Here is a 22357-nt window from a genome sequence, read left to right on the forward strand (position 1 = left end):
GGGGGTGGGGGGGGGGGGGGGGGGGGGGGAACCGGTGGCTTTTGGGTGGGCAATAAGAGTTGTCCCCATCGAGAGCCGAGAGGCCAGAGTATGAGCGAAACCAGCCGGACCAAGGAGGAGGCCGATGCTTCCTTCATCGAGCGGTCTCGGCGCGATCCAGAGGCGTTCGCCGAGGTGTTTCGGCGGCATGCCGCCGAAATCAAGCGTTATGTGATTCGTCGGCTGGGTGCCGACGCGGCCGAGGACGTGGTCGCCGAGACCTTCCTGGTCGCGTTCCGGCAGCGCGAGCGGTATGACACGGCCAGACCGGACGCGCGGCCCTGGCTGTACGGGATCGCCACCAAGCTGATCCGACGGCACGTTCGGACCGAGGTCCGGTGGTTGCGGGCCCTTGCCCAGACCGGCACCGACCCGTTGACCGTTCCGTTCACCGATCGCAGTGACGAGCGGGTCAGTGCGGTCGCCGCTCGCCGCAGTCTGGCGGCCGCGCTGGCGAAGCTGCCCGCAAGCCACCGGGACACGTTGCTGCTGGTCGCCTGGGGTGGGCTGACCTATCAGGAGACCGCACAGGCACTGGGCGTGCGAATCGGGACCGTGCGGTCTCGGATCAACCGCGTTCGGGCCAAGCTGCGCAAGGAGCTCGGCGACCTCAACCCCATGTCACCGATTGTCGAGGAGTCTGTTCGTGGATGAGATGATCATGGTGGAGCGGCTGCGCGCGGAAGTTCCGCAGCCTGAGGCGGACGAGCTGCGGGTTGAGGAGGCCCGGCTGATGGCGGCCATCGCCGACTCGCGGCCCGTCCGGCGTGGATTCTCGCTGCCCCGACGGGTCGTCGTCCCGCTGCTCGCGGCGGCTGGCACAGCGGTGGCACTGGCCGGTGGTGGCATCTTCGTGGACGGCGATCAGCCGAAAGGTTCTGTTGTCCATGTGATGCCCGCGAGTTCGGTCGAGGTGCTCAAGCGTGCCGCCGACAACGCTGCGAGGCGACCCGAGTTGCACCCTCGTCCGGGGCAGTTCATGGTGTTCGAATCGGTGGCCATGAGCACCGTCGAGGCTATTCACAAGGACAGCCAGGAGCGGTATCTGTCCCGGTCCCGGCGCAAGGTCTGGCTGCCGGTCGAGGGAACGTCGGTGCAGGGAGTGATCGTCTACGAGAAGCTGGCGCCCCGCCAGTGGCCGGGATGGCCGCTGCCCCCGCAGGCCCGGGAGGGCGTCGGCGTCACCGGTGAACCCGAGCGGCTGGCCGACTTCGACCAGAGGCCGCAGTGGGCGCATACCGACTACGCCAGCCTGAGCCGGCTTCCCACCGATCCGGCCAAGATGTACCAGCACCTCTTCAGAGGGCTCGGCAATGACGAGCAGGCCAATCGGGACGCCTGGCAGCGGGTCATGGGCATGTTGAACGAGGCCTACATGCCCGCGGCGCAACGTGCGGCGCTGTACCGGGCGGCGGCGGCGATCCCCGGTGTTACCACCGTGCCGCAGGCCGAGGACGCGGCCGGTCGCAAGGGGATCGCGGCGGCAATGACCATCAAGGCGATGGGCGTCCGGGAGGAGTACATCTTTGATCCCCGGACCTACCAGTACCTGGGCGAGCGGACCGTCGTCGTGGACTCCGGCCCGCTCAAGACGCCCGTGGGGAGCGTGCTGACGGCTTCGGCGCTGTTGAAGGTGAGTGTCGCCGACAACGCTCCGGCGCCTCGGCGCTGACAGTCCTTCATCGCGAGATCTGGCAGGTCACGCAGGTAGGGCGTTGAGGTTGTGAACCTGTTGGCAACCGCCGCCTCGCATAGAACAGCCCTTGACCGGGCCCTGCCTGGTTAAGGGCTGTTGGCCACCTTGACGGCGAGCCCCGGGATAGGTCTCGAAGGGTTCCGATTTTAACGAGCTGCGGTTTGGTGGAGTTGTCATCGAGACTTGGGCGTGTGGTGGACGAGGGGGAACTGCGGCGGATCTGGTCGGGGCCGTCGGCTGAGGAACGTGCGTTTCTGGTGCGTGTTGTCTTCGAGGCTGAAGACCCGGAGGCGGTCTTGGCGGTGGCGCGGAAGACGCTCGCGGCCGTGTTGGGGCGGGTCGAGTCGTGGCCAGAAGACGACGGCGTGTGGATCGACCTGCTTCCTGCCGAGTTCATCGGACGTTGCGCACCCGAACCGGTTGAGACAGCACGCCTTGATGCACCCGAGGAAATCGCGAGGGGGACGGCGTGGTGGAGCGCGCTCACGCCGGAGGAGAAACGGGCGGCCAGTGAGGGGCCCTGGATGCTGTCGGATTGGTTGTACTACTTCGATCCCACGACCGACGGTGGGGGAGACGATCGAAGTTGGTGGTGGTGGGACGCGGGGATCGACACTTCTGAAACGGGCTGGATCGACGTCGCCACCACCGGGTGGCCGTTCGGGACGGGTTCGTTGTACTGGCTCATCGAGGCGAGCGGCGGACAGAATCCCCACTCCTGAGCGCGGACAATCCCGGTTCGCGTGGTGGACGCCGGCGAAGCCGGGTGCGGCATGTGTTCGGGGGTTTGGTCGCCTCGCCAATCGGCGCTCGGCGCCATCGCCCTGCATGCCATGCGCTGGGGAGGCCCGCGGCAGGACGGTCATGTTGTGCCCTGCTCTTCGATCCCGCTCGCGACGAACAGACGACCGTCGGCCGGAGCGTTGAACCCCTTGAGGGGGTGGCGCAGCAACGTGACGAGTATGGGACGGGGCTCGCCGCGTGCCCGCCGCTGTCCATTTCGCTGTTTTCTCTGGTCGAAGCGGCTTGTGCATGATGGCTGAGAACGCCACCCTGCGTTCACCATGGAACGGTCGAATTCCCATCGAATGTGCTCGACGTGCTTGATGTCGGGCGGTCTAGGTCAGGCGTTGTTTGGCTTGGGGCCATGGTCGGGGGTCTGAGTAGTCTTCGTCTGTCATGGCCTCCTCCATGTACCAGGCTTCTCCGGAAAGCCAGGTGCGCAGCCAGTCGGAGAGGGTGTCGGCGTCCTGGAACCACGCGTCGCTCCAGTTGCCTCCGGCCACGACGTTGGGTTCGAAGAGCAGGACGGGCGCTTGGGGGTCGGTGCAGTCGACGGCCGCGTACATGGCGCAGCCCCAGTCGAGGATAGGGAGGACGCCCGATGGCCACCGGTGGGGTTTCTGTTCAGCGTGGTAGGTGCTGACAGCGGTCGGGCCTTCTGCGGCGATCAGGGGTAGGAGTTGGGAGTCGGGCCCGAATCCGCCGTTGCCGACTTCCTGGTAGAGCCGTGCCAGTAGAGGAGGCAGGGAGAAGCCGAGCAGGGTTTCGGCTTCCTCGATCTCTTCGCGGGTGGCGGGGGAGAGCGTGTCGTCGGATTCCTCCATCGCGTGGGCCCTGACCTGACGCAGTAGCTCGTCCTCGTCTGTCATGCGGCTCATGATGGCAGTCGTCTACGACATGGATGCGGCGCATCGGTAGGCGGGCGTGCGAGGGTTGCCGCATGAGAGTGGGGCCGCTAGGGGCGGGGCTTGACCTTCACGCCGTGTCATGGTGTGGGTATGCGGATCGGTGAATTGGCCGCGTTGGTCGGGGTCTCGACTCGGACCGTGCGGCATTACCACCAGTTGGGGCTGATGCCTGAGCCGGAGCGGCTCGGTAATGGGTATCGGGATTATCGGTTGCGGGACGCCGTTCTGCTCGCGCGGGTGCGGAGGCTGGTGGGGTTGGGGCTGGCGCTGGACGAGGTACGCGATGTTCTCGCCAGTGATCGAGGGCGGGAACTGCGTGAGGTGCTGGTCGCGTTGGACGCCGATCTCGCCGCGGAGGAGAAGGCGATCAGGGCGCGACGGGAACGGCTGGCCCGGTTGCTGAACGAGGCTGACCTCACCCCCGACTCGGCCGTGTCACCTGAAATGGCGGAGGTGCTGCGGGGGTTGCCGCGCGGGTCGCGGTTCGGGGAGTTCGATCGGGATCTGTTGGCCTTGGTCGACACGAAGGTCGGGGAGGGTGAGCGGGAGCAGTTCGTAAAGATGATGCGGCCTTTCGGTGAGGCACGGGAGCGCATCGCCCAGATCTACGCGCGTATGGACGAGATAGCGGACGCGCCGACGAACGACCCGCGAATCGGCGAGATCGCCCGCGACCTTGCTGACGAGGTGCCGGAGGACATGGCGGCGCTGGCGGTCGGGCACGATCTGGATCACCGGTGGCTGGACGAGATGCCCCCGGCTCAGGCCGAAGTGCTCCGACAGATGATCGGCATTCTGAAGGGGCGGGCGGGCTGAACGTCCGCTCCTTTCCGGTTGGGCGCGCCTCGGTGTAGACCTGCTTGGGTGCAGGTGAGTTATGTGAGTGAGGCGACGCCGGGACGGAAGAACGAGGATTTCGTCGCGGCGGGCGCCGGGTGGGTCGTGCTGCTGGACGGGGCGACCGCACCGGCGGGTGTGGAGAGCGGGTGTCGGCACGATCCGGTGTGGCTGGTGCGCAGGCTCGGTGGGCGGATGGCCGGGCTGCTGGCCCTGGCGGACGGTAGGCCGCTGCCCGACCTGGTGGCCGAGGCGATCAAGGAGACGGGGGAGGCGCACACGGGGACATGCGATCTACAGAACCCGGACAGCCCGTCGGCGACGGTGTCGCTGCTGCGGCGCCGAGGTGAGGTGGTGGAGTGGTACGTCCTGGCCGACTCGCCGATCGTGATCGATGCCGGTGAGGTCCGGGTGTTCCGGGACGACCGCGTCGATCATTTGCCCAGTTACACACTCGAAGGCGTGCGGAGGTCGCGTAACAGTCCGGGCGGGTTTTGGGTCGCGAGCACGAGACCGGAGGCCGCGTACGAGGGGCTGACCGGGGAGGTGCCGGTCGCGGGGCTGAGGCGGGCGGCGGTGTTGAGCGACGGCGCGTCCAGGCTGGTGGAGCGGTTCGGGCTGTTGGAGTGGAAGGAACTGCTCCGGCTTCTCGATGAGGAGGGGCCGCGCGAACTCGTCAGGAGGACGAGAGAAGCCGAGGCCTCGGTTGAAGGGGGTCGGGGGAAGCGGTACGACGACGCTACGGCGGTCCTCGTTCGTTTCTAGTGTTTGGCGGGGGCGATGTGCTGCCACCAGCCGGTGAGGTCCTCGGGCGAATGGTCGGCGTTGACCTGGAGGGTGGCGGGCATCAGCGGGAAGCGTCGTCCGGCGGGGAACGTCCTCTCGTAGGACGGCGGATCGATGACGATGACACGGGTCGCGTTGACGACCGGGATGTCGGCGGGCACCCCCTCGTTCCAGATCCACTCGCCGTGCGCGTCCACGAGGTTCCACGGGCTGGAGATGACGGGCGGCCCGGACGGGACGTCGGCGTCCAGGAAACAGGCGATGATCTCGGGGGCCGGACGGTCCCCGGAGAGGCCGCCCGGTCGGTCGATGAGGGCGCCCGCGAGGAGGACGTGGAGCTGGAAGTTGTCGCCGATGCCGGCGATGGTGACCGTCCAGCCCTTACGGCTCTCCCGGTCGAGGACGAGGAGCCGCTCGTCGTCCAGGACGCGCAGCAACGCGTGGAAATGGTCCATCTGCGGCAGGTACTCGGCGGCCTCACCGGCGGCGAGGGCGCGGAAGTCCCGGTCGGGGAGCCCGGCGCGGATGGACGGCGCCATCTGCAGGACGGTGCAGCCCGCCATCGTGAACTGGGGCAGCGCGAACCACGCCAGCATCGCGCCGGCCGCGCGTTCTGCGAGCTTCGGCGTCAGGGTGTCGAAGATGTGCTGGGACGGCTGCTCCTCGTGCATGTCGGGGAGCGGCTTCCCGCCCGCGACCTCCTCCCAGGCGTTGGCGAACGTCAACGCCCCGGAGATCACATCGGTGATCCGCTGGACGACGGCGAGGCCCGCGATGACGGGCTCGGCCCCGGACTCGATCCAGGCGCCGGCGATGATGGCGAGCCAGCCGCCGAGGTTGGCGGGCGCCTCGGCGATGCCCTCCGCCATGCGCGGCATCGCGTCGTTCATCTCGGCGGGCGGCGCCGTCTTGGACGCCTCCATGAGCTGCGGCAGGAGGTCGCCGAAGGACCTGTCCTCGGTGACGGCGGCCCAGACGATCTGGTCGACGAGGTGTAGGAGCGCCATGGATGATCACCTTGGCACAGCGGACCGAAAGGTGGACCCCGCATCGGCCATCCCGCCCGCATTGCCCGCAACCTTCGGAGCTGACCAGCGATGACGACCGCAACCTTCGGTGAGGCTTAACGAGTTCGCGCCATCTGCTCCGGGCGTGTATGGTTTCACTGCGCGAACGACGCAGGCCCCTTTAGCTCAGTCGGCAGAGCGTCTCCATGGTAAGGAGAAGGTCTACGGTTCGATTCCGTAAAGGGGCTCACGACATCACGGCCGCCATCCGTACGGGACGGCGGCCTTCGTCGTCCCCGGAGCCCGAGCGGCCCGATTTCGCTCCATACCAGGCCCTGTGGTACCGTCCCACCGGTTCCAGTGGGACGTTTCGCAGGTCATCGGCGCAGCCGGTAACCTGAGGGGCGGTTCGGAGCCCGCGAAGCCGATTTCCCGATCATGATCCGGGGTTTTCGTGTTTCCAGGGTTCGGTGGACATCCGGTATCCTTGCAATCCGGTCCACACCGACCATCGCGGCGGGGTAGCTCAGTCAGGCAGAGCAAGCGGCTCATAATCGCTGTGTCGCCGGTTCAAGTCCGGCCCTCGCTACTACCCAAGTCTCTCACCTCCTCCGGAGGTGGGCAGGCCTGGGTCGATTCGCCGCCCGCCCATCCGGGTGGACGACGTCCGAAAGTCCTTTGTCCCTAGCCCAGAAAGGCACTCCATCGTGGCTGCCACCGACGTCCGGCCGAAGATCACGCTGGCCTGCCAGGAGTGCAAGCACCGCAACTACATCACGCGGAAGAACCGGCGCAACGACCCGGACCGCCTTGAGATCAAGAAGTACTGCCCCAACTGCCGTACGCACCGCCCGCACCGGGAGACCCGCTAGCCGACGGCCGGACGGCGAGGTCCCGCCCCTGTGACGGGCCGGAACCACCGTCCGCACCCGGGAACCCGGGCCGTGGAGGTTCGCGGCATGGCCGCTTCTTCGCACGCTTGCCCCGACTTGATCAGCCCGTCCTCGCCGGTGAGTCCGAGGGCGGGCTGTACGTCGTCCTGTTAGCGTCCGTCGCAGGGCGGATGCACCCCACCACGATCCACCCGGAGGGACGGGATTGCATGGCACTCAACCGTGACTACGTCGGACGGACCTTCCCGGCCAGCGAGCCGTACGAGGTCAGCCGGGTGAAGATCCGCGAGTTCGCGGACGCGATCGGCGACGACAACCCGATCTACCGCGACCAGGAGGCGGCCAAGGCCGCCGGACATCCCGATGTGATCGCGCCGCCGACCTTCCCGATCGTGGTGTCCCTCCTCAGCCCCGCCCTCACCGACCCGGGCCTCGGCCTGAACTTCGCGATGGTCGTCCACGGCGAGCAGCGGTTCGAGTACACCCGACCCCTCCGCGCCGGGGACGTCATCACCTGCGTCACCACCATCACCGAGATCAAGACGCTCGCGGGCAACGAGAAACTGTCCGTCGAGACCGACATCAGCACCGTCGAGGGCGAGCCGGTCTGCAAGACCTACAACGTGATCGTGGAGCGGGGGGCCTGAGATGACCGCCAACGTGAAGTACGCCGACGTCGAGGTCGGCACCGAGATCCCCGCGCGGACGTTCGCCGTCGACCGCGCCGACCTCGTCCGGTACGCGGGCGCGTCCGGCGACTTCAACCCGATCCACTGGCGCGAGTCCGCCGCGAAGGCCGTCGGGCTCCCGGACGTGATCGCGCACGGTATGTACACGATGGCGCAGGGCGGCCGGTTCGTCACCGACTGGGTCGGCGACCCCGGGGCCGTGGTCGACTACGGGGTACGGTTCTCCTCGCCGGTCGTCGTCCCGGACGACGGCGGCGCGACCCTGGAGATCAGCGGCAAGGTGGAGAAGAAGCTCGACGACAACAAGGTCGTCGTGGCGCTGACCGCCAGGTCGGAGGGCCAGAAGGTCCTCACCCGCGCGAAGGCCGTCGTCAAACTCGCCTGACCGGCGGGAACGGCGACGCGAACGCACGTAGGGGAGGGGAAGGACGACGTGGCGGTGTTCGCTGAAGAGGTGAACCTGGCCGGTTTCACCACGCTGCGGCTGGGCGGTCCCGCGCGGCGCTTCGTCGAGGCGACGACCGAGGCCGAACTCGTCGCCGCGGTCCGTGACGCCGACGCGGCCGACGAACCGTTGCTCGTGCTCGGCGGCGGCAGCAACCTCGTGGTGTCCGACCACGGTTTCCCCGGCACCGTCGTGCACGTCGGCACCCGCGGCGCCGAACGCGTCACCGCCGACGGTGACCGGGTCCTCGTCCGCGTCCAGGCGGGCGAGGACTGGGACGCGTTCGTCGCCCGCTGCGTCGCCGACGGCCTCGCCGGGGTCGAATGCCTGTCCGGCATCCCCGGACGCGTCGGCGCGACCCCGATCCAGAACGTCGGCGCCTACGGCCAGGACGTCAGCGAGACGATCGTCGAGGTCCGCGCCTACGACCGGCGGACCCGCGCCCATGTCACCCTCGACCGCGACGCCTGCCGCTTCACCTACCGGCACAGCGCCTTCAAGGGCGACGACCGGTACGTCATCCTCGACGTCACGTACGCGCTGCACGAGGCCGAGGAATCCCAGCCGATCGCCTACGCCGAACTCGCGAGGAAACTCGGCGTCCGGCCGGGCGACCGGGTCACGCTGAAGGAGGCCCGCGACGCCGTCCTCGAACTGCGGCGCGGCAAGGGCATGGTCCTGGACGCCGCCGACCCCGACACCCGCAGCGCCGGATCGTTCTTCACCAACCCGATCCTCGACCCCGACCAGGTCACCGACCTGGAACGCCGCGTCGTCGAACGCCTCGGACCGGACGTGACGTTCCCCCGCTACCCCGAGACCGACGGACGCGTGAAGACGTCCGCCGCCTGGCTCATCGACCGCGCCGGTTTCACCAAGGGCCACACCCTCGGACGGGCGCGCATCTCCACCAAGCACACCCTCGCCCTCACCAACCCGGGCGACGCCAGCACCGCCGACCTTCTCGCCCTCGCCCGCCAGGTCCGCGGCGGCGTCCACGACGCGTTCGGCGTCGAACTCGTCAACGAACCCGTCCTCGTCGGCGTGACCCTCTGACCGTTCCCTCTGCTGCTGGTCGGTGTGACGTTCCGAACGTCCGACCCGCCGCTCCGGCTTGATACTGTCGAAACGTCGAGGGGGAGTAGTCCCAATCGCGTGGTCGACATACTGGCGCCGCCGACGGCGCCCGGTCACGCGGGCCCGAACATCGCATCCGGGCGGACGAGACCTTCGGCCTGGCAGTCATTGCCGGGCCGAGGTCGCAGCGCCCGAAAAGCTCCCGCCCTCCGGCTCGGCAGTCCGAGCGAGAGGGAACCGGTGTCCGCCTTCCTCATCAGCCTGGCCGTGATCTTCGTCGCCGAACTGGGCGACAAGAGCCAGCTCATGGCCATGACCTTCGCCACCCGATTCCGGGCGCTTCCGGTGCTGGTCGGCATCACGGCGGCGACCGCGATCGTCCATCTGGCGAGCGTCGCCGTCGGCGCGGCGCTCGGCGCGGCGCTCCCCACCGGCCCGATCACCATCGCCGCCGGGCTCGCGTTCCTCGGGTTCGCGGCGTGGACGCTGCGCGGCGACGAACTCGACGACGACGAACGCGCCAAGGCCCGCCGCGCCACGGGCTCGGCGATCCTGGCCGTCGGCGGCGCGTTCTTCCTCGCCGAACTGGGCGACAAGACGATGCTCGCCACCGTCACCCTCGCCGCCGACCAGGGCGGGCTCATCGCGTTGACCGGGGTGTGGGCCGGATCGACCCTCGGCATGGTCGCCGCCGACGCGCTCGCCATCGGGGTCGGTCACCTCCTCGGCAGGAACCTCCCCGAGCGGATCATCAAGTACGGCGCGGCCGCCGGGTTCGCGGCCTTCGGCGTCCTGCTCCTCGTCGAAGGCTTCACGGGGTGACCTGACCTGGCGGTCAGCCGTCGAGCCGGCCGTCGACACTGGCCATGAGCCGTGCCCGGACGTCGCTGGGTGCTGCCGAAGCATTGGTCGATTGGTGGGTCGGCTCCGCTCATCGAGGACGGCGGTGCCGTCGGGTTCGCGGTTTCGGTGTTCTGCTGCTCGTCGAGGGCTTCACGGGGGTGACCTGGCCTGGCGGCCAGCCGATGAGCTGGCCGTCGGCACCGGCCATGAGCCGTGCCCGGACGTCGCTGGGTGCTGCCGAAGCGTTGGTCGATTGGTGGGTCGGCTCCGCTCATCGAGGACGGCGGTGCCGTCGGGTTCGCGGTTTCGGTGTTCTGCTGCTCGTCGAGGGCTTCACGGGGGTGACCTGGTCCACGGGTCAGGTGTTGAGCCAGCCGTCGACACCGGCCAGAAGCCGCGCGCGGACGTCGCCGGGCGCGGCCGACGCCCTGATCGACTGGCGGGCCAGCTCCGCGAGCTCCGCGTCGGAGAAACCCTGCTCGCTGCGGACGAGTTCGTACTGGCGGGCCAATCGGGAACCGAACAGCAGCGGATCGTCCGCGCCCAACGCGATGGTGGCGCCCGCCTCGTACAGCCGCCGCACCGGGACCTCCGACGCCGTCGACGCCACCCCGAGACTCACGTTCGACGCCGGGCAGACCTCCAACGCCACGTCCCGCCGGACCAGCGCCTCCACCAGCAGCGGATCGGCCGCCGCGCGCACCCCGTGGCCGATCCGGTCGGCCCCCAGCGTCTCCAGGCACTCCCGGACGCTCGCCGGGCCGAGCAGCTCACCACCGTGCGGCACCGACAGCAGACCACCGCGCCTGGCGATCCGGAACGCGCCCTCGAAGTCGTACGCGCGGCCCCGCCGCTCGTCATTGGACAGCCCGAACCCGACGACGCCCCGATCCGTGTACCGGACGGCGAGCCGCGCGAGCGTCTTGGCGTCCAGGGGATGGCGCGTCCGGTTCGCCGCGATCACGACGCCGATACCGACGCCGGACGCCCGCGACGCCTCCCGCGCCGCGTCCAGGATCAGCTCGACGGTCGGGGTCAGACCACCGAACATCGCCGCGTAACCACTCGGGTCCACCTGGATCTCCAGCCAGCCCGACCCCTCGGCCGCCTCGTCCTCGGCGGTCTCGCGCAGCAACCGGCGCAGATCGTCCGGTGTCCGCAGCACCGAACGCGCGATGTCGTACAGGCGCTGGAACCGGAACCATCCGCGTTCGTCCGTCGCGTGCAACCGGGGCGGCCAGTCCTCGACGAGCGCGTCCGGCAGATGCACACCGTGCAGCCCGGCCAGCTCCACCAGCGTGGAGTGCCGCATCGAGCCGGTGAAGTGCAGATGAAGATGCGCCTTCGGGAGCAGGGCCACGTCCCGACGGGAGGAGCCGCACGCGACGCGGGCGCTCCCCGGGTGAGCTGAAACGGTACTGGCCTCCATGAGCCAATGTTGCCGGATCATCGCCTCCGCCGAACCCCCGGCCCACCGGGATCACCACACCGGACTACCTCGAATGACACGCCACGGCCATGCCCGCGCATGGGCATCACAAAAAATCTCGGGAACCCGTGCAACCCCGACCGGCCACCGTGCGTATACGAGGGGCGCCAGAGAGAGAACATGCCGTCCCGCTGCGCAGCAGGCGGGCAGAAGGGATATCACGATGATCACGCTGAAGGCCGCCCTGATCGCGGCGTCCGCCGTTGGCACCGTCGCCGTGGGCGGCGGTGCGACGTGGGCGATGACCGGCTCCACCGGCACGGCGGCCCCTCAGTCCCACGCCGAGGCACCCGCGGCGGAGCGGAAGGTGCAGGACACCGTCCCCAACGGCGCTCCGACGTGCCTGCCGGTCAAGCCCGGCCTGCCCAAGACCAACCTCCCGGACGGCGCCGCCAGGAAGGAGGTCGAGAAGCACCTCAAGCAGAACCCGGTCACGAAGGACCTTCCGCCCACCACCCTGCCGAAGCCCGACGTCCCGACCGGAACCCTCCCGCAGGGCGAACTGCCCAAGACCGACCTCCCGAAGACCGACCTCCCGAAGGGTGATCTGGCCTCGCCGGGCCTGCCGAAGACCGACGTGCCCGGCGCCAAGGTCCCGAACGGCAGGACGCTCCCGGCCGACCTGCCCACCTGCGCGCCGTCCACCGGCGACCTCCAGAAGAAGGCGCCCGCGCCCAGGCCGTCCATCGATGTCCCGGGTGTCCCCGGTGTGCCCGGAAAGCCCGGCCTGCCCGCCGTTCCCAAGCTCGACTGCGCCAAGCTGCCGCCCGCGGTGAAGGCCGGCGGCCCGGTCGAGAAGGCCGTCATGCTGGCGAAGGGCCTGCGCCTCACCTCGACCGTCCCGGGCACCGCCGACCTCCGCAGGTACAACATCTGCGCCGTCACACAGAAGTGGACCGGCCCCGCCGGTCGGTGGATCACCGTCGAAACGCTGAAGACGCCGGTCGGGATGACGGAGAATCAGCTGCGGCGCGCGCTGAACCTGCCCCAGGGCGGCACCCCCGTCACCGTGCACGGTTCTACCGCCTGGATGGCCCCGGGCAACAACGGCGTGCTGCTGTTCGACCCGAACGGCTACTCGCTGCTCGTCAACGGCAGCCCCGTCCTCGCGGGCGACCTGAAGGACGTCACCACCGCCGTCCGCAAGGCCCAGTAACAGAAAGAGACTTGGCCCCAGCCACGCGCGAACGCGTGACCTGCGCGGTGCGGCGACGCCGATGGCGAACCGCATCACGCAGATCGCGGAGCGATGTCGCGTTCGCCCAGGCGCGGACACGGCGTGAGCCGCCAGGCGAACGCCGTGACCGGGGCTGAAATAAGCAGGGCGGGCGGCCCTCGGCGCGGTGGGTCGCTCGCCCTCGGGGGAACGCCGGAACCGCTCTAGAGCCGGGACGGAGCACAGTGGGGCGTCGAGACGACAGCTCGTTCGTGGAGTTCGTGACGGAACGCGGCGATGCCCTGCTGCGTACCGCGGCACTGCTGTGCGGGGCCCGGCAGGACGCCGAGGACATCCTGCAGTCCGCGCTGGAGAAGGCCTACCGGCACTGGGGCCGGCTGGAGGCCGACAGCGATCCGGAACCCTATGTGCGCCGGATCCTCGTCAACCTCGTGATCAGCCGGTCCCGCCGCTGGAAGGTGCTCCGGGAGATCCATATGGCGCGGCCCCCGGAGACACCGGCCGTCTCACCGAACCACGCCGTCGAGCTGAGGGGGACGCTCATGGACGAACTGCGCAGGCTCGGCCCACGGCAACGGGCCGTCCTGGTCCTGCGCTTCTGGGAGGACCTCTCGGAGGCGGAGACGGCGCAGGCCCTCGGCTGTTCGGTCGGAACGGTCAAGAGCCAGGCGTCCCGGGGGCTCGCCAGGCTCCGGGAACGGCTCGACACGAACCTGGCGCCACTGGGGAGATGAGCGATGGATCTGGAGAGTGAACTGCGGAAGGCCATGGCCGAGCAGGTGGCCGAGGCGTCCGCGTCGCCGTCGCTCGTCGCCGACGTCAAACGCCGCCACCGGCGCAGGAAGGCCCGGATCCACACCGCCGCCGCGGTGGCCGCGGCCTCGGTCGCCGCGCTGGTCCTGGTGCCCACCTACCAGTCGTTCCGGGCCACACCCGTCATGAACACCGGGACCGAACGTCCGACGAACCCTGTCCCGGCGTCTCGACGGCCGGAACGACCTCCCGCCCCGGGCCTCTCCCGGCCCCCATCACACAAGGAACGGCCCGGGGCGGGAACCTCGTCGAAACCGAGAATCCCCCCGCCGTCCGGCGGGCCGGAGGGCGGCCCCCACCGGCCGGGGCCCGGCGCGGCACTCGACGACCTGCCGCGCTGGATCACCTACCTCCCGGACGGTCTCGCCGCCGCCTCGCCGTGCGCGGTGGCGGGCGACGCCGAACGCAGGACGACGACCTGCGCATGGCGCGGAGACGTCGGCTGGGTGGAGATCGTCCTCGTGAAGAGCCAAGGGTTGTCCGACCCCCGGGACCTCATGAAGTCCGCGGGCATCCCCGGCCGCACCACCGTGCGCGGCATGCCCGCCTTCACCATCGACCGTCCCGACTCCGGACGCCAGATCTCGTGGCTGGCCAGGCCCGGAGTCGGCGTGACCGTGTCCGCGGGCGGATCGGTCAAAGGCCAACTGATGCGCATCGCCGAGGGAGTGCGCCCATGAACGTCGACACGGCCGTGCGCACGCGCGGCGACTGACCCCGTTCCGGCGGGACGTTCCGCGGCGGGGAGGGGCCGTTGACGGAACGTCCCGCCGGAACCTCCGGGGAACGGGACCGGGAGGCGGTCCTCGTTCCACCCGAAACCGGCCCCGGGCTTGTGTGCGAGCCCGGGGCCGGTTTCGGGTGGATCCGTATGGAGATCGTGCGGAGTTCAGCTCGCTTCGGAGAGCAGCTTCGCGACCCGCGAGACGCCCTCGACGAGGTCGTCGTCGCCGAGCGCGTACGACAGGCGGAAGTAACCGGGGGTGCCGAACGCCTCGCCCGGTACCAGCGCGACCTCGGCCTCCTCCAGGATCAGTGACGCCAGCTCCACCGACGTCTCCGGGCGCTTCCCGCGGATCTCCCGCCCCAGCAGCGCCTTGACCGACGGGTAGGCGTAGAACGCGCCCTCCGGCTCGGGGCAGACGACGCCCTGGATCTCGTTCAGCATCCGCACGATCGTCTTACGGCGCCGGTCGAACGCTGTCCGCATCTCCGCCACCGCCGACAGGTCGCCGGTCACCGCGGCCAGCGCCGCCGCCTGCGACACGTTCGCAACGTTGGACGTCGCGTGCGACTGGAGGTTCTGCGCGGCCTTCACCACGTCCGCCGGGCCGATCATCCAGCCGACCCGCCAGCCCGTCATCGCGTACGTCTTCGCCACGCCGTTCAGGACGAGCGTCCGGTCGGCGAGTTCCGGCACCACCACGGGCATCGAGTGGAACTCGGCGTCGCCGTACACGAGGTGCTCGTAGATCTCGTCCGTGATGACCCACAGGCCGTGCCCGTCCGCCCACCGGCCGATCGCCTCGACCTCGTCGCGGGAGTACACGGCACCGGTCGGGTTGGACGGCGACACGAACAGCAGCACCTTCGTCCGGTCGGTGCGGGCCGCCTCCAACTGCTCGACGCCCACCTTGTAACCGGTGGTCTCGTCGGCGACGACATCGACCGGCACCCCGCCCGCCAGCTTGATCGACTCGGGATAGGTCGTCCAGTACGGCGTCGGGACGATCACCTCGTCGCCCGGGTCGAGCAGCGCGGCGAACGCCTCGTACACCGCCTGCTTGCCGCCGTTCGTCACCAGCACCTGAGCGGCCTCGACCCGGTACCCGGAGTCGCGCTCGGTCTTCTCGGCGATGGCGGCCCGCAGCTCGGGCAGCCCGCCCGCGGGCGTGTACTTGTGGAAGCGCGGCACCCTGCACGCGGTCACCGCCGCCTCGACGATGTAGTCCGGGGTCGGGAAGTCGGGCTCGCCCGCGCCGAACCCGATGACCGGTCGGCCCGCCGCCTTCAGCGCCTTGGCCTTGGCGTCGACGGCCAGCGTTGCGGATTCGGATATCGCGGCGATGCGCTTGGAGATGCGAGGACGGTCGATGCTCATACCCCTATCGTTACAGACGCCGTCCGCGCGCCCGAGACATATTTCCGCGCCGGTGGGACGGCGTGCGGTCGGCTGGTTCGACGCGGGGGCCTTCGACACGTAGACTCACCGTCCTAGTGGCGGGTCCCGCCATACGAGCCTGTGCGCACACGGATGCCCGCGGAGGTCGTAAGCTGGGACTCACCATCACCCTGATCCCATGGTCGGGTGTTCTCCTTCCCGGGAGAATGAAGGGCAGTGGCTCAATTGGTAGAGCTCCGGTCTCCAAAACCGGCGGTTGGGGGTTCGAGTCCCTCCTGCCCTGCGAGGTGCGGTGCGCACCGCGTCGGCCGCGTCACGGCGATGCCGTGGCAGTCCGCCTTCGCGGTACGGGACCGCGCGACGACCACGGGGGTTGGAACGACCGATGAGGTGAACGGCGGCAATGGCTACCGAGACTGACGAGCGCGACGAGCCCGAGGCCAAGGACGAGGGCAAGCGCAAGAAGGAGAAGAGGTCGGCGTCCCGACGGACGTCTCCTTCGCTCTTCGTGCGCCAGATCGTCGCCGAGCTGCGCAAGGTCATCTGGCCCACGCGGCGGGAACTCGTCACCTACACGACCGTTTCCCTCGTCTTCGTGCTGATCATGGTTGCGCTGGTCTCCGCCGTCGACTACGGGCTGCAAGAGGGCGTTTACGCCATCTTCGGCTGACGGCCCCCGGGTCGGCGTCGGGCGGCGGACGCCGCCGTGGTCGGCGCGGGTCGTTCCGACCGCCCTCGCACCATCGCAAGTTCATCACCGAAGACCGAGAGAAAGAGTCACCGTGTCCGAGCCCTCACAGCCCTACGACGAGGCCGTTGACGAGGCCCAGTCCGCTGCGGCTGCTGCGGCGGACCAGGCGGCGCAGCCCACCGACGAGACGGCCGAGGCCGTCGTGTCCGCGGGCGACGCCGAACCCGCGGACACGAAGCTCGAGGGCGAGGACGGCCCCGCCCCCGACGCCGCCGAGGGCGCCGCCGAACTCGCCGAGTCCGTCGCGGACGAGGAGTCGACCGAGGCCGAGGAGGTCGAAGAGGAGGCCGCCGAGCCGCCCGTCGACCCCTACGCCGACTTCAAGATGCAGCTGCGCCTCCAGCCGGGCGACTGGTACGTCGTGCACTCCTATGCGGGGTACGAGAACCGGGTCAAGACCAACATCGAGACCCGCACCCAGACCCTCAACATGGAGGACTACATCTTCCAGATCGAGGTCCCGCAGCACGAGGTCACCGAGATCAAGGGCGGCAAGCGGCAGAAGGTCAACGAGAAGGTCCTGCCGGGCTACATCCTGGTCCGCATGGAGCTCACCGACGAGTCGTGGGCCGCGGTCCGCAACACGCCCGGTGTGACCGGGTTCGTCGGCCTGCTGAACAAGCCGTCCCCGCTGAGCCTGGACGAGGTCGCCAACCTGCTGGCCCCCGAGCCGGAGGAAGGCGCCGCGCCCGCCAAGGAGCAGGCGAAGGTCACCGCGACCGTCGACTACGAGGTCGGCGAGTCCGTCACCGTCATGGACGGCCCGTTCGCCACCCTCCCCGCCACCGTCAACGAAATCAACGCTGAGCAGCAAAAACTCAAGGTATTGGTCTCGATTTTCGGGCGGGAGACTCCGGTCGAGCTGTCCTTCAATCAGGTCTCCAAGATTTGAGCGAGGCGCTCTGGGGAGCGCCTATCCTGGATGAGCTTGTCCCCGCCTCTGCGGGGATGGTCCGTTGAAGGTGCTCGTGTCGATCTTCGGCCGGGATTTGGCCCCGCGCATGCGGGGATGAGCGGACATTTAGCGGTTCCTACACGGTGGATGCGTCCCAGCCGCCGTGTTGCCCGGACGTCCGGGAGTCGGAACCACCGATAAATGGGACAAAGGGGTTCACATGCCTCCGAGAAAGAAGCCGGTCGCGCTGGTCAAAGTCCAGTTGCAGGCGGGTGCCGCGACTCCGGCGCCGCCGGTGGGTACCGCGCTCGGTCCGCACGGTGTCAACATCATGGACTTCTGCAAGCAGTACAACGCTGCCACGGAGTCCCAGCGCGGCAATGTCATCCCCGTAGAGATCACCATCTACGAGGACCGGTCGTTCAGCTTCGTCACCAAGACCCCGCCCGCCGCGCAGCTCATCCTGAAGGCCGCGGGTGTGGAGAAGGGCAGCGGCGAGCCGCACAAGACCAAGGTCGGTTCCATCACCCGCGACCAGGTCCGCGAGATCGCCACGACGAAGATGCCCGACCTGAACGCCAATGACCTCGACGCCGCCGAGAAGATCGTCGCCGGTACGGCGCGGTCGATGGGCATCGACGTCAAGTAAGAGGGCACACAGCACATCCCAGTGGGAGGGCCAGGCGCTGGCCCATGACCACGAAGTTCCAGTGGAGGAACGCGAAATGAAGCGCAGCAAGGGTTACCGCGCCGCGGCGGACAAGATCGACCGGGAGCGGCTGTACAGCCCGGCGGAGGCCGTGAAGCTGGCCAAGGAGACCACGGTCGTCAAGTTCGACCCGACCGTGGAGGTCGCCCTGCGGCTGGGTGTCGACCCGCGGAAGGCCGACCAGATGGTGCGCGGCACCGTCAACCTGCCGCACGGTACCGGTAAGACCGCCCGGGTGCTGGTGTTCGCCGTCGGGGCGAAGGCGGAGGAGGCCGAGTCGGCGGGTGCCGACCTGGTGGGCTCCGACGACCTGATCCAGCGGATCCAGGGTGGTTTCCTGGACTTCGACGCGGTGGTGGCGACGCCCGACCAGATGGGCAAGGTCGGACGGCTCGGTCGTGTGCTCGGTCCGCGTGGTCTGATGCCGAACCCGAAGACGGGCACGGTGACCATGGACGTGGCGAAGGCCGTTTCCGACATCAAGGGCGGCAAGATCGAGTTCCGGGTGGACCGGCACGCGAACCTGCACTTCATCATCGGTCGGGCGTCGTTCGACGAGCGTCAGCTGGTGGAGAACTATGCGGCGGCGATCGAGGAGATCCAGCGGCTCAAGCCGTCCGCCGCGAAGGGCCGGTACGTGAAGAAGGCGGTGCTGACCACGTCGATGGGGCCGAGCATCCCGGTGGACCCGAACGCGGTCCGTAACCTGACCGCGGACCTCGAAGCGGTCTGACCGTCCCGGAGCAACGCATCGGGCAGTGTCTCAGGGTAGGGCGCTTCCGCCACGGCGGGGGCGCCCTATCGCTGTCCTGGGGTTTTCCGCCCGCCTTCGCGTTCTTCGTCGTGCCGACCCCGAGTCTGTGGGGTCGCCGTGTCGCTGATCGGCAGGGGAAAGGGCTACGTCGGTGGTCGTACTCCCCAAGGGGCCATTCGTACCATCGGGGGATGTAGCGCCGTTATCGCCTCGGGAGACTGGGAACATCAGCAGGGCGATCTAGGGAGGCTCTACCCTCATGAACCGACGACTCATGGTGGCGGCCGGCGGCACCGCCGTGGGTGCCGCGCTTCTCCTGTCCGGATGCGGCGGGGACGGGACGACGAGCACCGAGAACATGAAGCTCAGCGCCGATCAGGCGCTGCTCAAGGCGTCCGAGAAGACCGGACAGGCCGACACTTTCAAGGCCGATCTCACCGTGACCGGCACCGGTGACCATGTCGGCAAGGTCCGTGCCAGTGGGCGGTTCCAGTTGCGCCCGTCGCTGCAGTTCAGTGCGAAGCTGGACGAGTTCAGCGCGGGTGGGCAGAGCGTCCCCGGTGTGAAGGGGCAGGCGCTGTTCGCGGAAAACGTCCTGTACGCGAAGGTTCCGCAGCTCGCCAAGTTCGTCAGTGGCGGCAAGCCGTGGCTGAAGATCGACGTGAACCAGATGGCGCAGCGGACGGGCTTCGACGTCAAGGGGCTGCTCGAGCAGGTGCAGCAGGTCGATCCGGCCAACCAGACGAAGATGTTCACCGGTTCGAAGGACGCGCGCCGGGTCGGCACGGAGACGATCGACGGGGTGAAGACCGTCCACTACAGCGGGACGGTGACCGTCCAGGACGCGCTGAACCGCCTCGACCCGGAGGCGCGGGAGAAGGTGCGGACGTGGCTGCCGAAGGACGACCGCGTCAACAGCAAGATCTCCTTCGATCTGTGGACGGACGGCGAGAACCTGCCGCGCAAGCTCGTGTCGAAGGGGAAGAGCCCGCAGGGCGAGACCGGTACGGTGACGGTCGTCTACAGCGACTACGGAAAGTCGTTCAAGGTCAACCCGCCGCCGTCCGACCAGGTGGGGCGGCTGTCGCTGGATGGGCTGCTCGGCGGTAGCTGATAACTGTCATACAAACGACATCGCGGGACAGAGTGAACTCCGGCGGTCTCCGGGGCGTCTGATCTAGCATTCGGCTCCGATGGCCGGGCGCGTCCTTGCGCCCGGCGCTAGCAGACCAAGGAGACCCCCCACGATGATCCGACGTTTCGCCGCGGGCACGGTGCTGGCGACCGGCCTGGCCCTCTCGCTGACCGGGTGTCTCGGTGACGCCGGTAACAAGGTGGACGAGGCCGGCAAGAACCTGAAGTTGTCGGCCGCCCAGGTCCTGGGTAAGACCGCGGAGAATACCGGCCAGGCCGATTCGTTCAAGGCCGAACTCTCGCTGGAGGTCACCGGATCGAGCGAGGGCAACGTCACGGCGACCGGTGGGATGCAGTACCGGTCGAAGCCGGACCTGGCCTACAGCATGAGCTTCGACAAGATGTCGGTCGGCGCCCAGTCGATGGGAGGTATGCAGTACGTCCTGGTCGACCGCACCATGTACATGAAGATCCCGATGCTGTCGCAGCTCGGTGCCGGTACGGGTGCGGCGAACAAGCCGTGGCTGAAGATCTCGTTGGACGAGCTGGGCCAGAAGTCCGGCATGAACATCGACGAGCTGCTCAAGCAGTCGCAGCAGATGGACCCCGTCCAGAACACAAAGATGCTCACGGCGTCGAAGGACGCGCGCGAGGTCGGCAAGGAGACGATCGGCGGCGTCGAGACGACGCACTACACCGGCACGTACAAGATGGAGGATGCGATCGCGAAGCTCTCGCCCGAGCAGCAGCAGGCCGTCCGTAAGAACTACAGCGAGCTGGGCATGGGGACCATGTCCTTCGATCTGTGGGTGGACGACAAGCAGCTTCCGCGGAAGATGACGATGAAGTCGCCGCAGACCGCGCAGGGCGCGATGAGCATCTCGATGACGTACCGCGACTACGGTAAGCCGGTGGAGGTCACGGCGCCTCCGGCGAACCAGGTCACCGACCTCAGCCAGATGTTGAACGGTCTCGGTGGCGGCGGTGGCCTTCCGGGTAGCTGACCGGTAGCACCGCACCGTTCCGGGCTCGTAACGGGGGCCGCGCCGCGTTCGGCGTGGTCCCCGTTCGCCGTATCGGGTTTGGGGCGGGCGAGCTGATGAGGTAGCCTGCTTGACGCCGAAGACCGCCGGTCGTCACCTCGCCTGGGGTGACCGAAGGACCCGATCTCATGTCGGGCGGCCTGCGTAGGTGAGACGAGAGCTTCGCATGGCCTTCCCGCCGTGCCTGAACGCCCCGTGCGCCTGCGCCGGGGCGTTTTTTGGTCGATCCGAACCGTTCCGCCGGTCGTTCGCGGGGCCGGTGAGGGTCGTGACCACCCAGGTAATCGGAAGGAGGCCGCATGGCCAAGGCCGACAAGGACGCGGCGATCGCCGAGCTCAGGCAGGAGTTCGAGAGCTCCAACGGCGCCGTGCTGACCGAGTACCGCGGGCTGACCGTCGCGCAGGTCAGGGAACTGCGCGGCAACCTCGGCGAGACCGCACGGTTTCGCGTGGTGAAGAACACGCTGACCAAGCGCGCGGCGGACGAGGCGGGCCTCGACGAGCGGTTCCGCGACTGGCTGGAGGGCCCGTCGGCGATCGCGTTCGTGCGCGGCGACGTGGTCGAGGCCGCCAAGGGTCTGCGTGACTTCGCCAAGGCCAACCCGATGCTGGTGATCAAGGGCGGTTTCATCGACGGTCAGTCGATGGACGCCGAGCAGGTCACCAAGCTGGCGGACCTGGAGTCTCGCGAGGTTCTGCTCGCGAAGCTCGCCGGTGCGATGAAGGCGTCCATGGCGAACGCCGCCGGGCTCTTCAACGCCCTGCCGACGCAGGCAGCCCAGCTCGTCGAGGCGCTGCGCGTCAAGCGCGAGGCGGAGGGCGAGTCCGCCGAAGCCCCGGCCGAACAGCCCGCCGAGGCGTCAGCCGAGTAGGCACCGCGGTTACGTAATCCCCAGTTTTCACAAGCCATAGCGGAGGAAAGATCATGGCGAAGCTCAGCACCGACGAGCTGCTCGACGCGTTCAAGGAGATGACGCTCCTGGAGCTGTCGGCGTTCCTGAAGGAGTTCGAGGAGACCTTCGACGTCAAGGCCGCCGCGCCGGTCGCGGCCGTGGCCGCCGTGCCGGGCGCCCCGGCCGCCGGTGGTGGCGAGGAGGCCGCGGCCCAGGACGAGTTCGATGTCATCCTGGAGGCCGCCGGCGACAAGAAGATCCAGGTCATCAAGGAGGTTCGCGCGCTGACGAGCCTCGGTCTCAAGGAGGCCAAGGACCTGGTCGACGGTGCGCCGAAGCCGCTGCTGGAGAAGGTCAACAAGGAGGCCGCCGACAAGGCCAAGGAGGCCCTGGAGAAGGCGGGCGCGACGGTCACCGTCAAGTAGGCTCCGGCCCCCTCTGCGTGAAGAGGCGGTCGTCCACCTGGTGTGGACGGCCGCCTCTTTCGCGTGTTGGCGGTACGTAACGATTCGCTCACAACGCCATATTTCGCCGCCGAACCGTCCAAGAACCCCTTCCATTTCGTCAGCGGGCC

Annotated in this window: 25 protein-coding genes and 3 tRNA genes; 24 read left to right on the forward strand and 4 right to left on the reverse strand. The window is 68.7% G+C overall.

Going from position 1 to position 22357, the window contains the following annotated elements:
- The first annotated feature begins 90 nt into the window (after positions 1-90).
- The 3 genes from BZB76_RS06710 (at position 91) to BZB76_RS06720 (ending at position 2457) form a co-directional block, all read left to right on the forward strand.
- Entirely contained in the window at positions 91-693 is a 603-nt protein-coding gene (locus tag BZB76_RS06710; protein WP_121433487.1) for an RNA polymerase sigma factor, read from the forward strand.
- A gap of 1 nt (position 694) precedes the next feature.
- Entirely contained in the window at positions 695-1711 is a 1017-nt protein-coding gene (locus BZB76_RS06715) for a CU044_5270 family protein (RefSeq protein WP_170180614.1), read from the forward strand.
- 215 nt (positions 1712-1926) lie between these two features.
- Positions 1927-2457: a hypothetical protein gene (locus BZB76_RS06720; RefSeq protein ID WP_211342885.1), complete on the forward strand. Its 531-nt coding sequence runs from the start codon at positions 1927-1929 to the stop codon at positions 2455-2457.
- A gap of 396 nt (positions 2458-2853) precedes the next feature.
- On the opposite strand, the gene BZB76_RS06725 is transcribed toward BZB76_RS06720, so the two are convergent.
- Positions 2854-3387: an SMI1/KNR4 family protein gene (locus BZB76_RS06725; RefSeq protein ID WP_121434525.1), complete on the reverse strand. Its 534-nt coding sequence runs from the start codon at positions 3385-3387 to the stop codon at positions 2854-2856.
- Positions 3388-3516: 129 nt separating this feature from the next.
- On the opposite strand from BZB76_RS06725, the gene BZB76_RS06730 reads away from it, so the two are divergent.
- A complete protein-coding gene (locus tag BZB76_RS06730; protein ID WP_121433488.1) occupies positions 3517-4242 on the forward strand; it encodes a MerR family transcriptional regulator in 726 nt (241 codons plus the stop codon).
- Positions 4243-4305: 63 nt separating this feature from the next.
- Complete coding sequence (locus BZB76_RS06735; RefSeq protein ID WP_246006800.1) at positions 4306-5028, forward strand: protein phosphatase 2C domain-containing protein; 723 nt, start codon at positions 4306-4308, stop codon at positions 5026-5028.
- Here the strand turns inward: BZB76_RS06735 and BZB76_RS06740 are convergent.
- Positions 5025-6056 (reverse strand): hypothetical protein, encoded by a 1032-nt coding sequence (locus BZB76_RS06740; RefSeq protein ID WP_121433490.1) that lies wholly within the window; start codon positions 6054-6056, stop codon positions 5025-5027. The genes BZB76_RS06735 and BZB76_RS06740 overlap by 4 nt on opposite strands.
- 175 nt (positions 6057-6231) lie before the next feature.
- Between BZB76_RS06740 and BZB76_RS06745 the strand changes: the two genes are divergently transcribed.
- The 7 genes from BZB76_RS06745 to BZB76_RS06775 all read left to right on the forward strand — a co-directional run bounded on the left by BZB76_RS06745 (position 6232) and on the right by BZB76_RS06775 (position 9982).
- Positions 6232-6304 (forward strand) — tRNA-Thr (locus tag BZB76_RS06745).
- A 267-nt stretch (positions 6305-6571) separates the two neighbouring features.
- A tRNA-Met gene (locus BZB76_RS06750) sits at positions 6572-6645 on the forward strand.
- 118 nt (positions 6646-6763) lie between these two features.
- On the forward strand, positions 6764-6928 hold the full coding sequence (gene rpmG, locus BZB76_RS06755) for a 50S ribosomal protein L33 (protein ID WP_026404241.1): 165 nt from the start codon (positions 6764-6766) through the stop codon (positions 6926-6928).
- A 230-nt stretch (positions 6929-7158) separates the two neighbouring features.
- Positions 7159-7596: a MaoC family dehydratase N-terminal domain-containing protein gene (locus BZB76_RS06760; RefSeq protein ID WP_121433491.1), complete on the forward strand. Its 438-nt coding sequence runs from the start codon at positions 7159-7161 to the stop codon at positions 7594-7596.
- A 1-nt stretch (position 7597) separates the two neighbouring features.
- On the forward strand, positions 7598-8023 hold the full coding sequence (locus BZB76_RS06765; RefSeq protein ID WP_121433492.1) for a MaoC family dehydratase: 426 nt from the start codon (positions 7598-7600) through the stop codon (positions 8021-8023).
- A 48-nt stretch (positions 8024-8071) separates the two neighbouring features.
- The gene (locus BZB76_RS06770) at positions 8072-9139 is read left to right on the forward strand and encodes a UDP-N-acetylmuramate dehydrogenase (RefSeq protein ID WP_121433493.1); all 1068 of its coding nucleotides are present in this window, start codon (positions 8072-8074) and stop codon (positions 9137-9139) included.
- A 261-nt stretch (positions 9140-9400) separates the two neighbouring features.
- A complete protein-coding gene (locus BZB76_RS06775) occupies positions 9401-9982 on the forward strand; it encodes a TMEM165/GDT1 family protein (RefSeq protein ID WP_121433494.1) in 582 nt (193 codons plus the stop codon).
- A gap of 379 nt (positions 9983-10361) precedes the next feature.
- Here the strand turns inward: BZB76_RS06775 and BZB76_RS06780 are convergent, their stop codons facing one another.
- Positions 10362-11432: an adenosine deaminase gene (locus tag BZB76_RS06780; protein ID WP_121433495.1), complete on the reverse strand. Its 1071-nt coding sequence runs from the start codon at positions 11430-11432 to the stop codon at positions 10362-10364.
- 223 nt (positions 11433-11655) lie between these two features.
- Between BZB76_RS06780 and BZB76_RS06785 the strand changes: the two genes are divergently transcribed.
- The 3 genes from BZB76_RS06785 to BZB76_RS06795 all read left to right on the forward strand — a co-directional run bounded on the left by BZB76_RS06785 (position 11656) and on the right by BZB76_RS06795 (position 14162).
- On the forward strand, positions 11656-12648 hold the full coding sequence (locus tag BZB76_RS06785) for a hypothetical protein (RefSeq protein WP_121433496.1): 993 nt from the start codon (positions 11656-11658) through the stop codon (positions 12646-12648).
- 245 nt (positions 12649-12893) lie between these two features.
- Positions 12894-13403 carry a SigE family RNA polymerase sigma factor gene (locus tag BZB76_RS06790; protein ID WP_117398304.1) on the forward strand — a complete coding sequence of 170 codons (510 nt, stop codon included), beginning with the start codon at positions 12894-12896 and terminating at the stop codon, positions 13401-13403.
- A 3-nt stretch (positions 13404-13406) separates the two neighbouring features.
- On the forward strand, positions 13407-14162 hold the full coding sequence (locus BZB76_RS06795) for a hypothetical protein (RefSeq protein ID WP_121433497.1): 756 nt from the start codon (positions 13407-13409) through the stop codon (positions 14160-14162).
- Between the two features lie 209 nt (positions 14163-14371).
- Here the strand turns inward: BZB76_RS06795 and BZB76_RS06800 are convergent, their stop codons facing one another.
- On the reverse strand, positions 14372-15583 hold the full coding sequence (locus BZB76_RS06800) for a pyridoxal phosphate-dependent aminotransferase (RefSeq protein ID WP_121433498.1): 1212 nt from the start codon (positions 15581-15583) through the stop codon (positions 14372-14374).
- A 231-nt stretch (positions 15584-15814) separates the two neighbouring features.
- Between BZB76_RS06800 and BZB76_RS06805 the strand changes: the two genes are divergently transcribed.
- The 9 genes from BZB76_RS06805 to rplL all read left to right on the forward strand — a co-directional run bounded on the left by BZB76_RS06805 (position 15815) and on the right by rplL (position 22208).
- Positions 15815-15887 (forward strand) — tRNA-Trp (locus tag BZB76_RS06805).
- A gap of 120 nt (positions 15888-16007) precedes the next feature.
- A complete protein-coding gene (gene secE / locus BZB76_RS06810; RefSeq protein ID WP_117398310.1) occupies positions 16008-16274 on the forward strand; it encodes a preprotein translocase subunit SecE in 267 nt (88 codons plus the stop codon).
- A gap of 223 nt (positions 16275-16497) precedes the next feature.
- Positions 16498-17247 (forward strand): transcription termination/antitermination protein NusG, encoded by a 750-nt coding sequence (nusG, locus tag BZB76_RS06815; RefSeq protein WP_121434526.1) that lies wholly within the window; start codon positions 16498-16500, stop codon positions 17245-17247.
- A 223-nt stretch (positions 17248-17470) separates the two neighbouring features.
- Positions 17471-17899, forward strand: a complete 429-nt coding sequence (gene rplK, locus BZB76_RS06820) for a 50S ribosomal protein L11 (protein ID WP_121433499.1) — start codon at positions 17471-17473, stop codon at positions 17897-17899.
- A gap of 76 nt (positions 17900-17975) precedes the next feature.
- A complete protein-coding gene (rplA, locus tag BZB76_RS06825; RefSeq protein WP_121434527.1) occupies positions 17976-18692 on the forward strand; it encodes a 50S ribosomal protein L1 in 717 nt (238 codons plus the stop codon).
- Between the two features lie 280 nt (positions 18693-18972).
- Positions 18973-19827, forward strand: a complete 855-nt coding sequence (locus tag BZB76_RS06830; RefSeq protein WP_246006802.1) for an SCO4651 family lipoprotein — start codon at positions 18973-18975, stop codon at positions 19825-19827.
- Positions 19828-19960: 133 nt separating this feature from the next.
- Complete coding sequence (locus BZB76_RS06835) at positions 19961-20851, forward strand: SCO4651 family lipoprotein (RefSeq protein ID WP_170180537.1); 891 nt, start codon at positions 19961-19963, stop codon at positions 20849-20851.
- Positions 20852-21189: 338 nt separating this feature from the next.
- The gene (gene rplJ / locus BZB76_RS06840) at positions 21190-21762 is read left to right on the forward strand and encodes a 50S ribosomal protein L10 (protein ID WP_121433502.1); all 573 of its coding nucleotides are present in this window, start codon (positions 21190-21192) and stop codon (positions 21760-21762) included.
- Positions 21763-21815: 53 nt separating this feature from the next.
- Positions 21816-22208: a 50S ribosomal protein L7/L12 gene (rplL, locus tag BZB76_RS06845; protein ID WP_121433503.1), complete on the forward strand. Its 393-nt coding sequence runs from the start codon at positions 21816-21818 to the stop codon at positions 22206-22208.
- Positions 22209-22357: the final 149 nt, after the last annotated feature.

Origin of the sequence: Actinomadura pelletieri DSM 43383, assembly GCF_003634705.1 — a bacterium.
GTDB lineage: Bacteria > Actinomycetota > Actinomycetes > Streptosporangiales > Streptosporangiaceae > Spirillospora > Spirillospora pelletieri.

Excerpts from the sequence above, each read along its gene's own strand:
- BZB76_RS06710 (WP_121433487.1), top strand. The coding sequence starts at position 91 with ATGAGCGAAACCAGCCGGACCAAGGAGGAGGCCGATGCTTCCTTCATC.
- BZB76_RS06715 (WP_170180614.1), top strand. The coding sequence starts at position 695 with ATGATCATGGTGGAGCGGCTGCGCGCGGAAGTTCCGCAGCCTGAGGCG.
- BZB76_RS06725 (WP_121434525.1), bottom strand. The coding sequence starts at position 3,387 with ATGACAGACGAGGACGAGCTACTGCGTCAGGTCAGGGCCCACGCGATG.
- BZB76_RS06730 (WP_121433488.1), top strand. The coding sequence starts at position 3,517 with ATGCGGATCGGTGAATTGGCCGCGTTGGTCGGGGTCTCGACTCGGACC.
- BZB76_RS06740 (WP_121433490.1), bottom strand. The coding sequence starts at position 6,056 with ATGGCGCTCCTACACCTCGTCGACCAGATCGTCTGGGCCGCCGTCACC.
- BZB76_RS06760 (WP_121433491.1), top strand. The coding sequence starts at position 7,159 with ATGGCACTCAACCGTGACTACGTCGGACGGACCTTCCCGGCCAGCGAG.
- BZB76_RS06765 (WP_121433492.1), top strand. The coding sequence starts at position 7,598 with ATGACCGCCAACGTGAAGTACGCCGACGTCGAGGTCGGCACCGAGATC.
- BZB76_RS06780 (WP_121433495.1), bottom strand. The coding sequence starts at position 11,432 with ATGGAGGCCAGTACCGTTTCAGCTCACCCGGGGAGCGCCCGCGTCGCG.
- BZB76_RS06785 (WP_121433496.1), top strand. The coding sequence starts at position 11,656 with ATGATCACGCTGAAGGCCGCCCTGATCGCGGCGTCCGCCGTTGGCACC.
- BZB76_RS06795 (WP_121433497.1), top strand. The coding sequence starts at position 13,407 with ATGGATCTGGAGAGTGAACTGCGGAAGGCCATGGCCGAGCAGGTGGCC.
- BZB76_RS06800 (WP_121433498.1), bottom strand. The coding sequence starts at position 15,583 with ATGAGCATCGACCGTCCTCGCATCTCCAAGCGCATCGCCGCGATATCC.
- secE (WP_117398310.1), top strand. The coding sequence starts at position 16,008 with ATGGCTACCGAGACTGACGAGCGCGACGAGCCCGAGGCCAAGGACGAG.
- rplK (WP_121433499.1), top strand. The coding sequence starts at position 17,471 with ATGCCTCCGAGAAAGAAGCCGGTCGCGCTGGTCAAAGTCCAGTTGCAG.
- rplA (WP_121434527.1), top strand. The coding sequence starts at position 17,976 with ATGAAGCGCAGCAAGGGTTACCGCGCCGCGGCGGACAAGATCGACCGG.
- BZB76_RS06830 (WP_246006802.1), top strand. The coding sequence starts at position 18,973 with ATGAACCGACGACTCATGGTGGCGGCCGGCGGCACCGCCGTGGGTGCC.
- BZB76_RS06835 (WP_170180537.1), top strand. The coding sequence starts at position 19,961 with ATGATCCGACGTTTCGCCGCGGGCACGGTGCTGGCGACCGGCCTGGCC.
- rplJ (WP_121433502.1), top strand. The coding sequence starts at position 21,190 with ATGGCCAAGGCCGACAAGGACGCGGCGATCGCCGAGCTCAGGCAGGAG.
- rplL (WP_121433503.1), top strand. The coding sequence starts at position 21,816 with ATGGCGAAGCTCAGCACCGACGAGCTGCTCGACGCGTTCAAGGAGATG.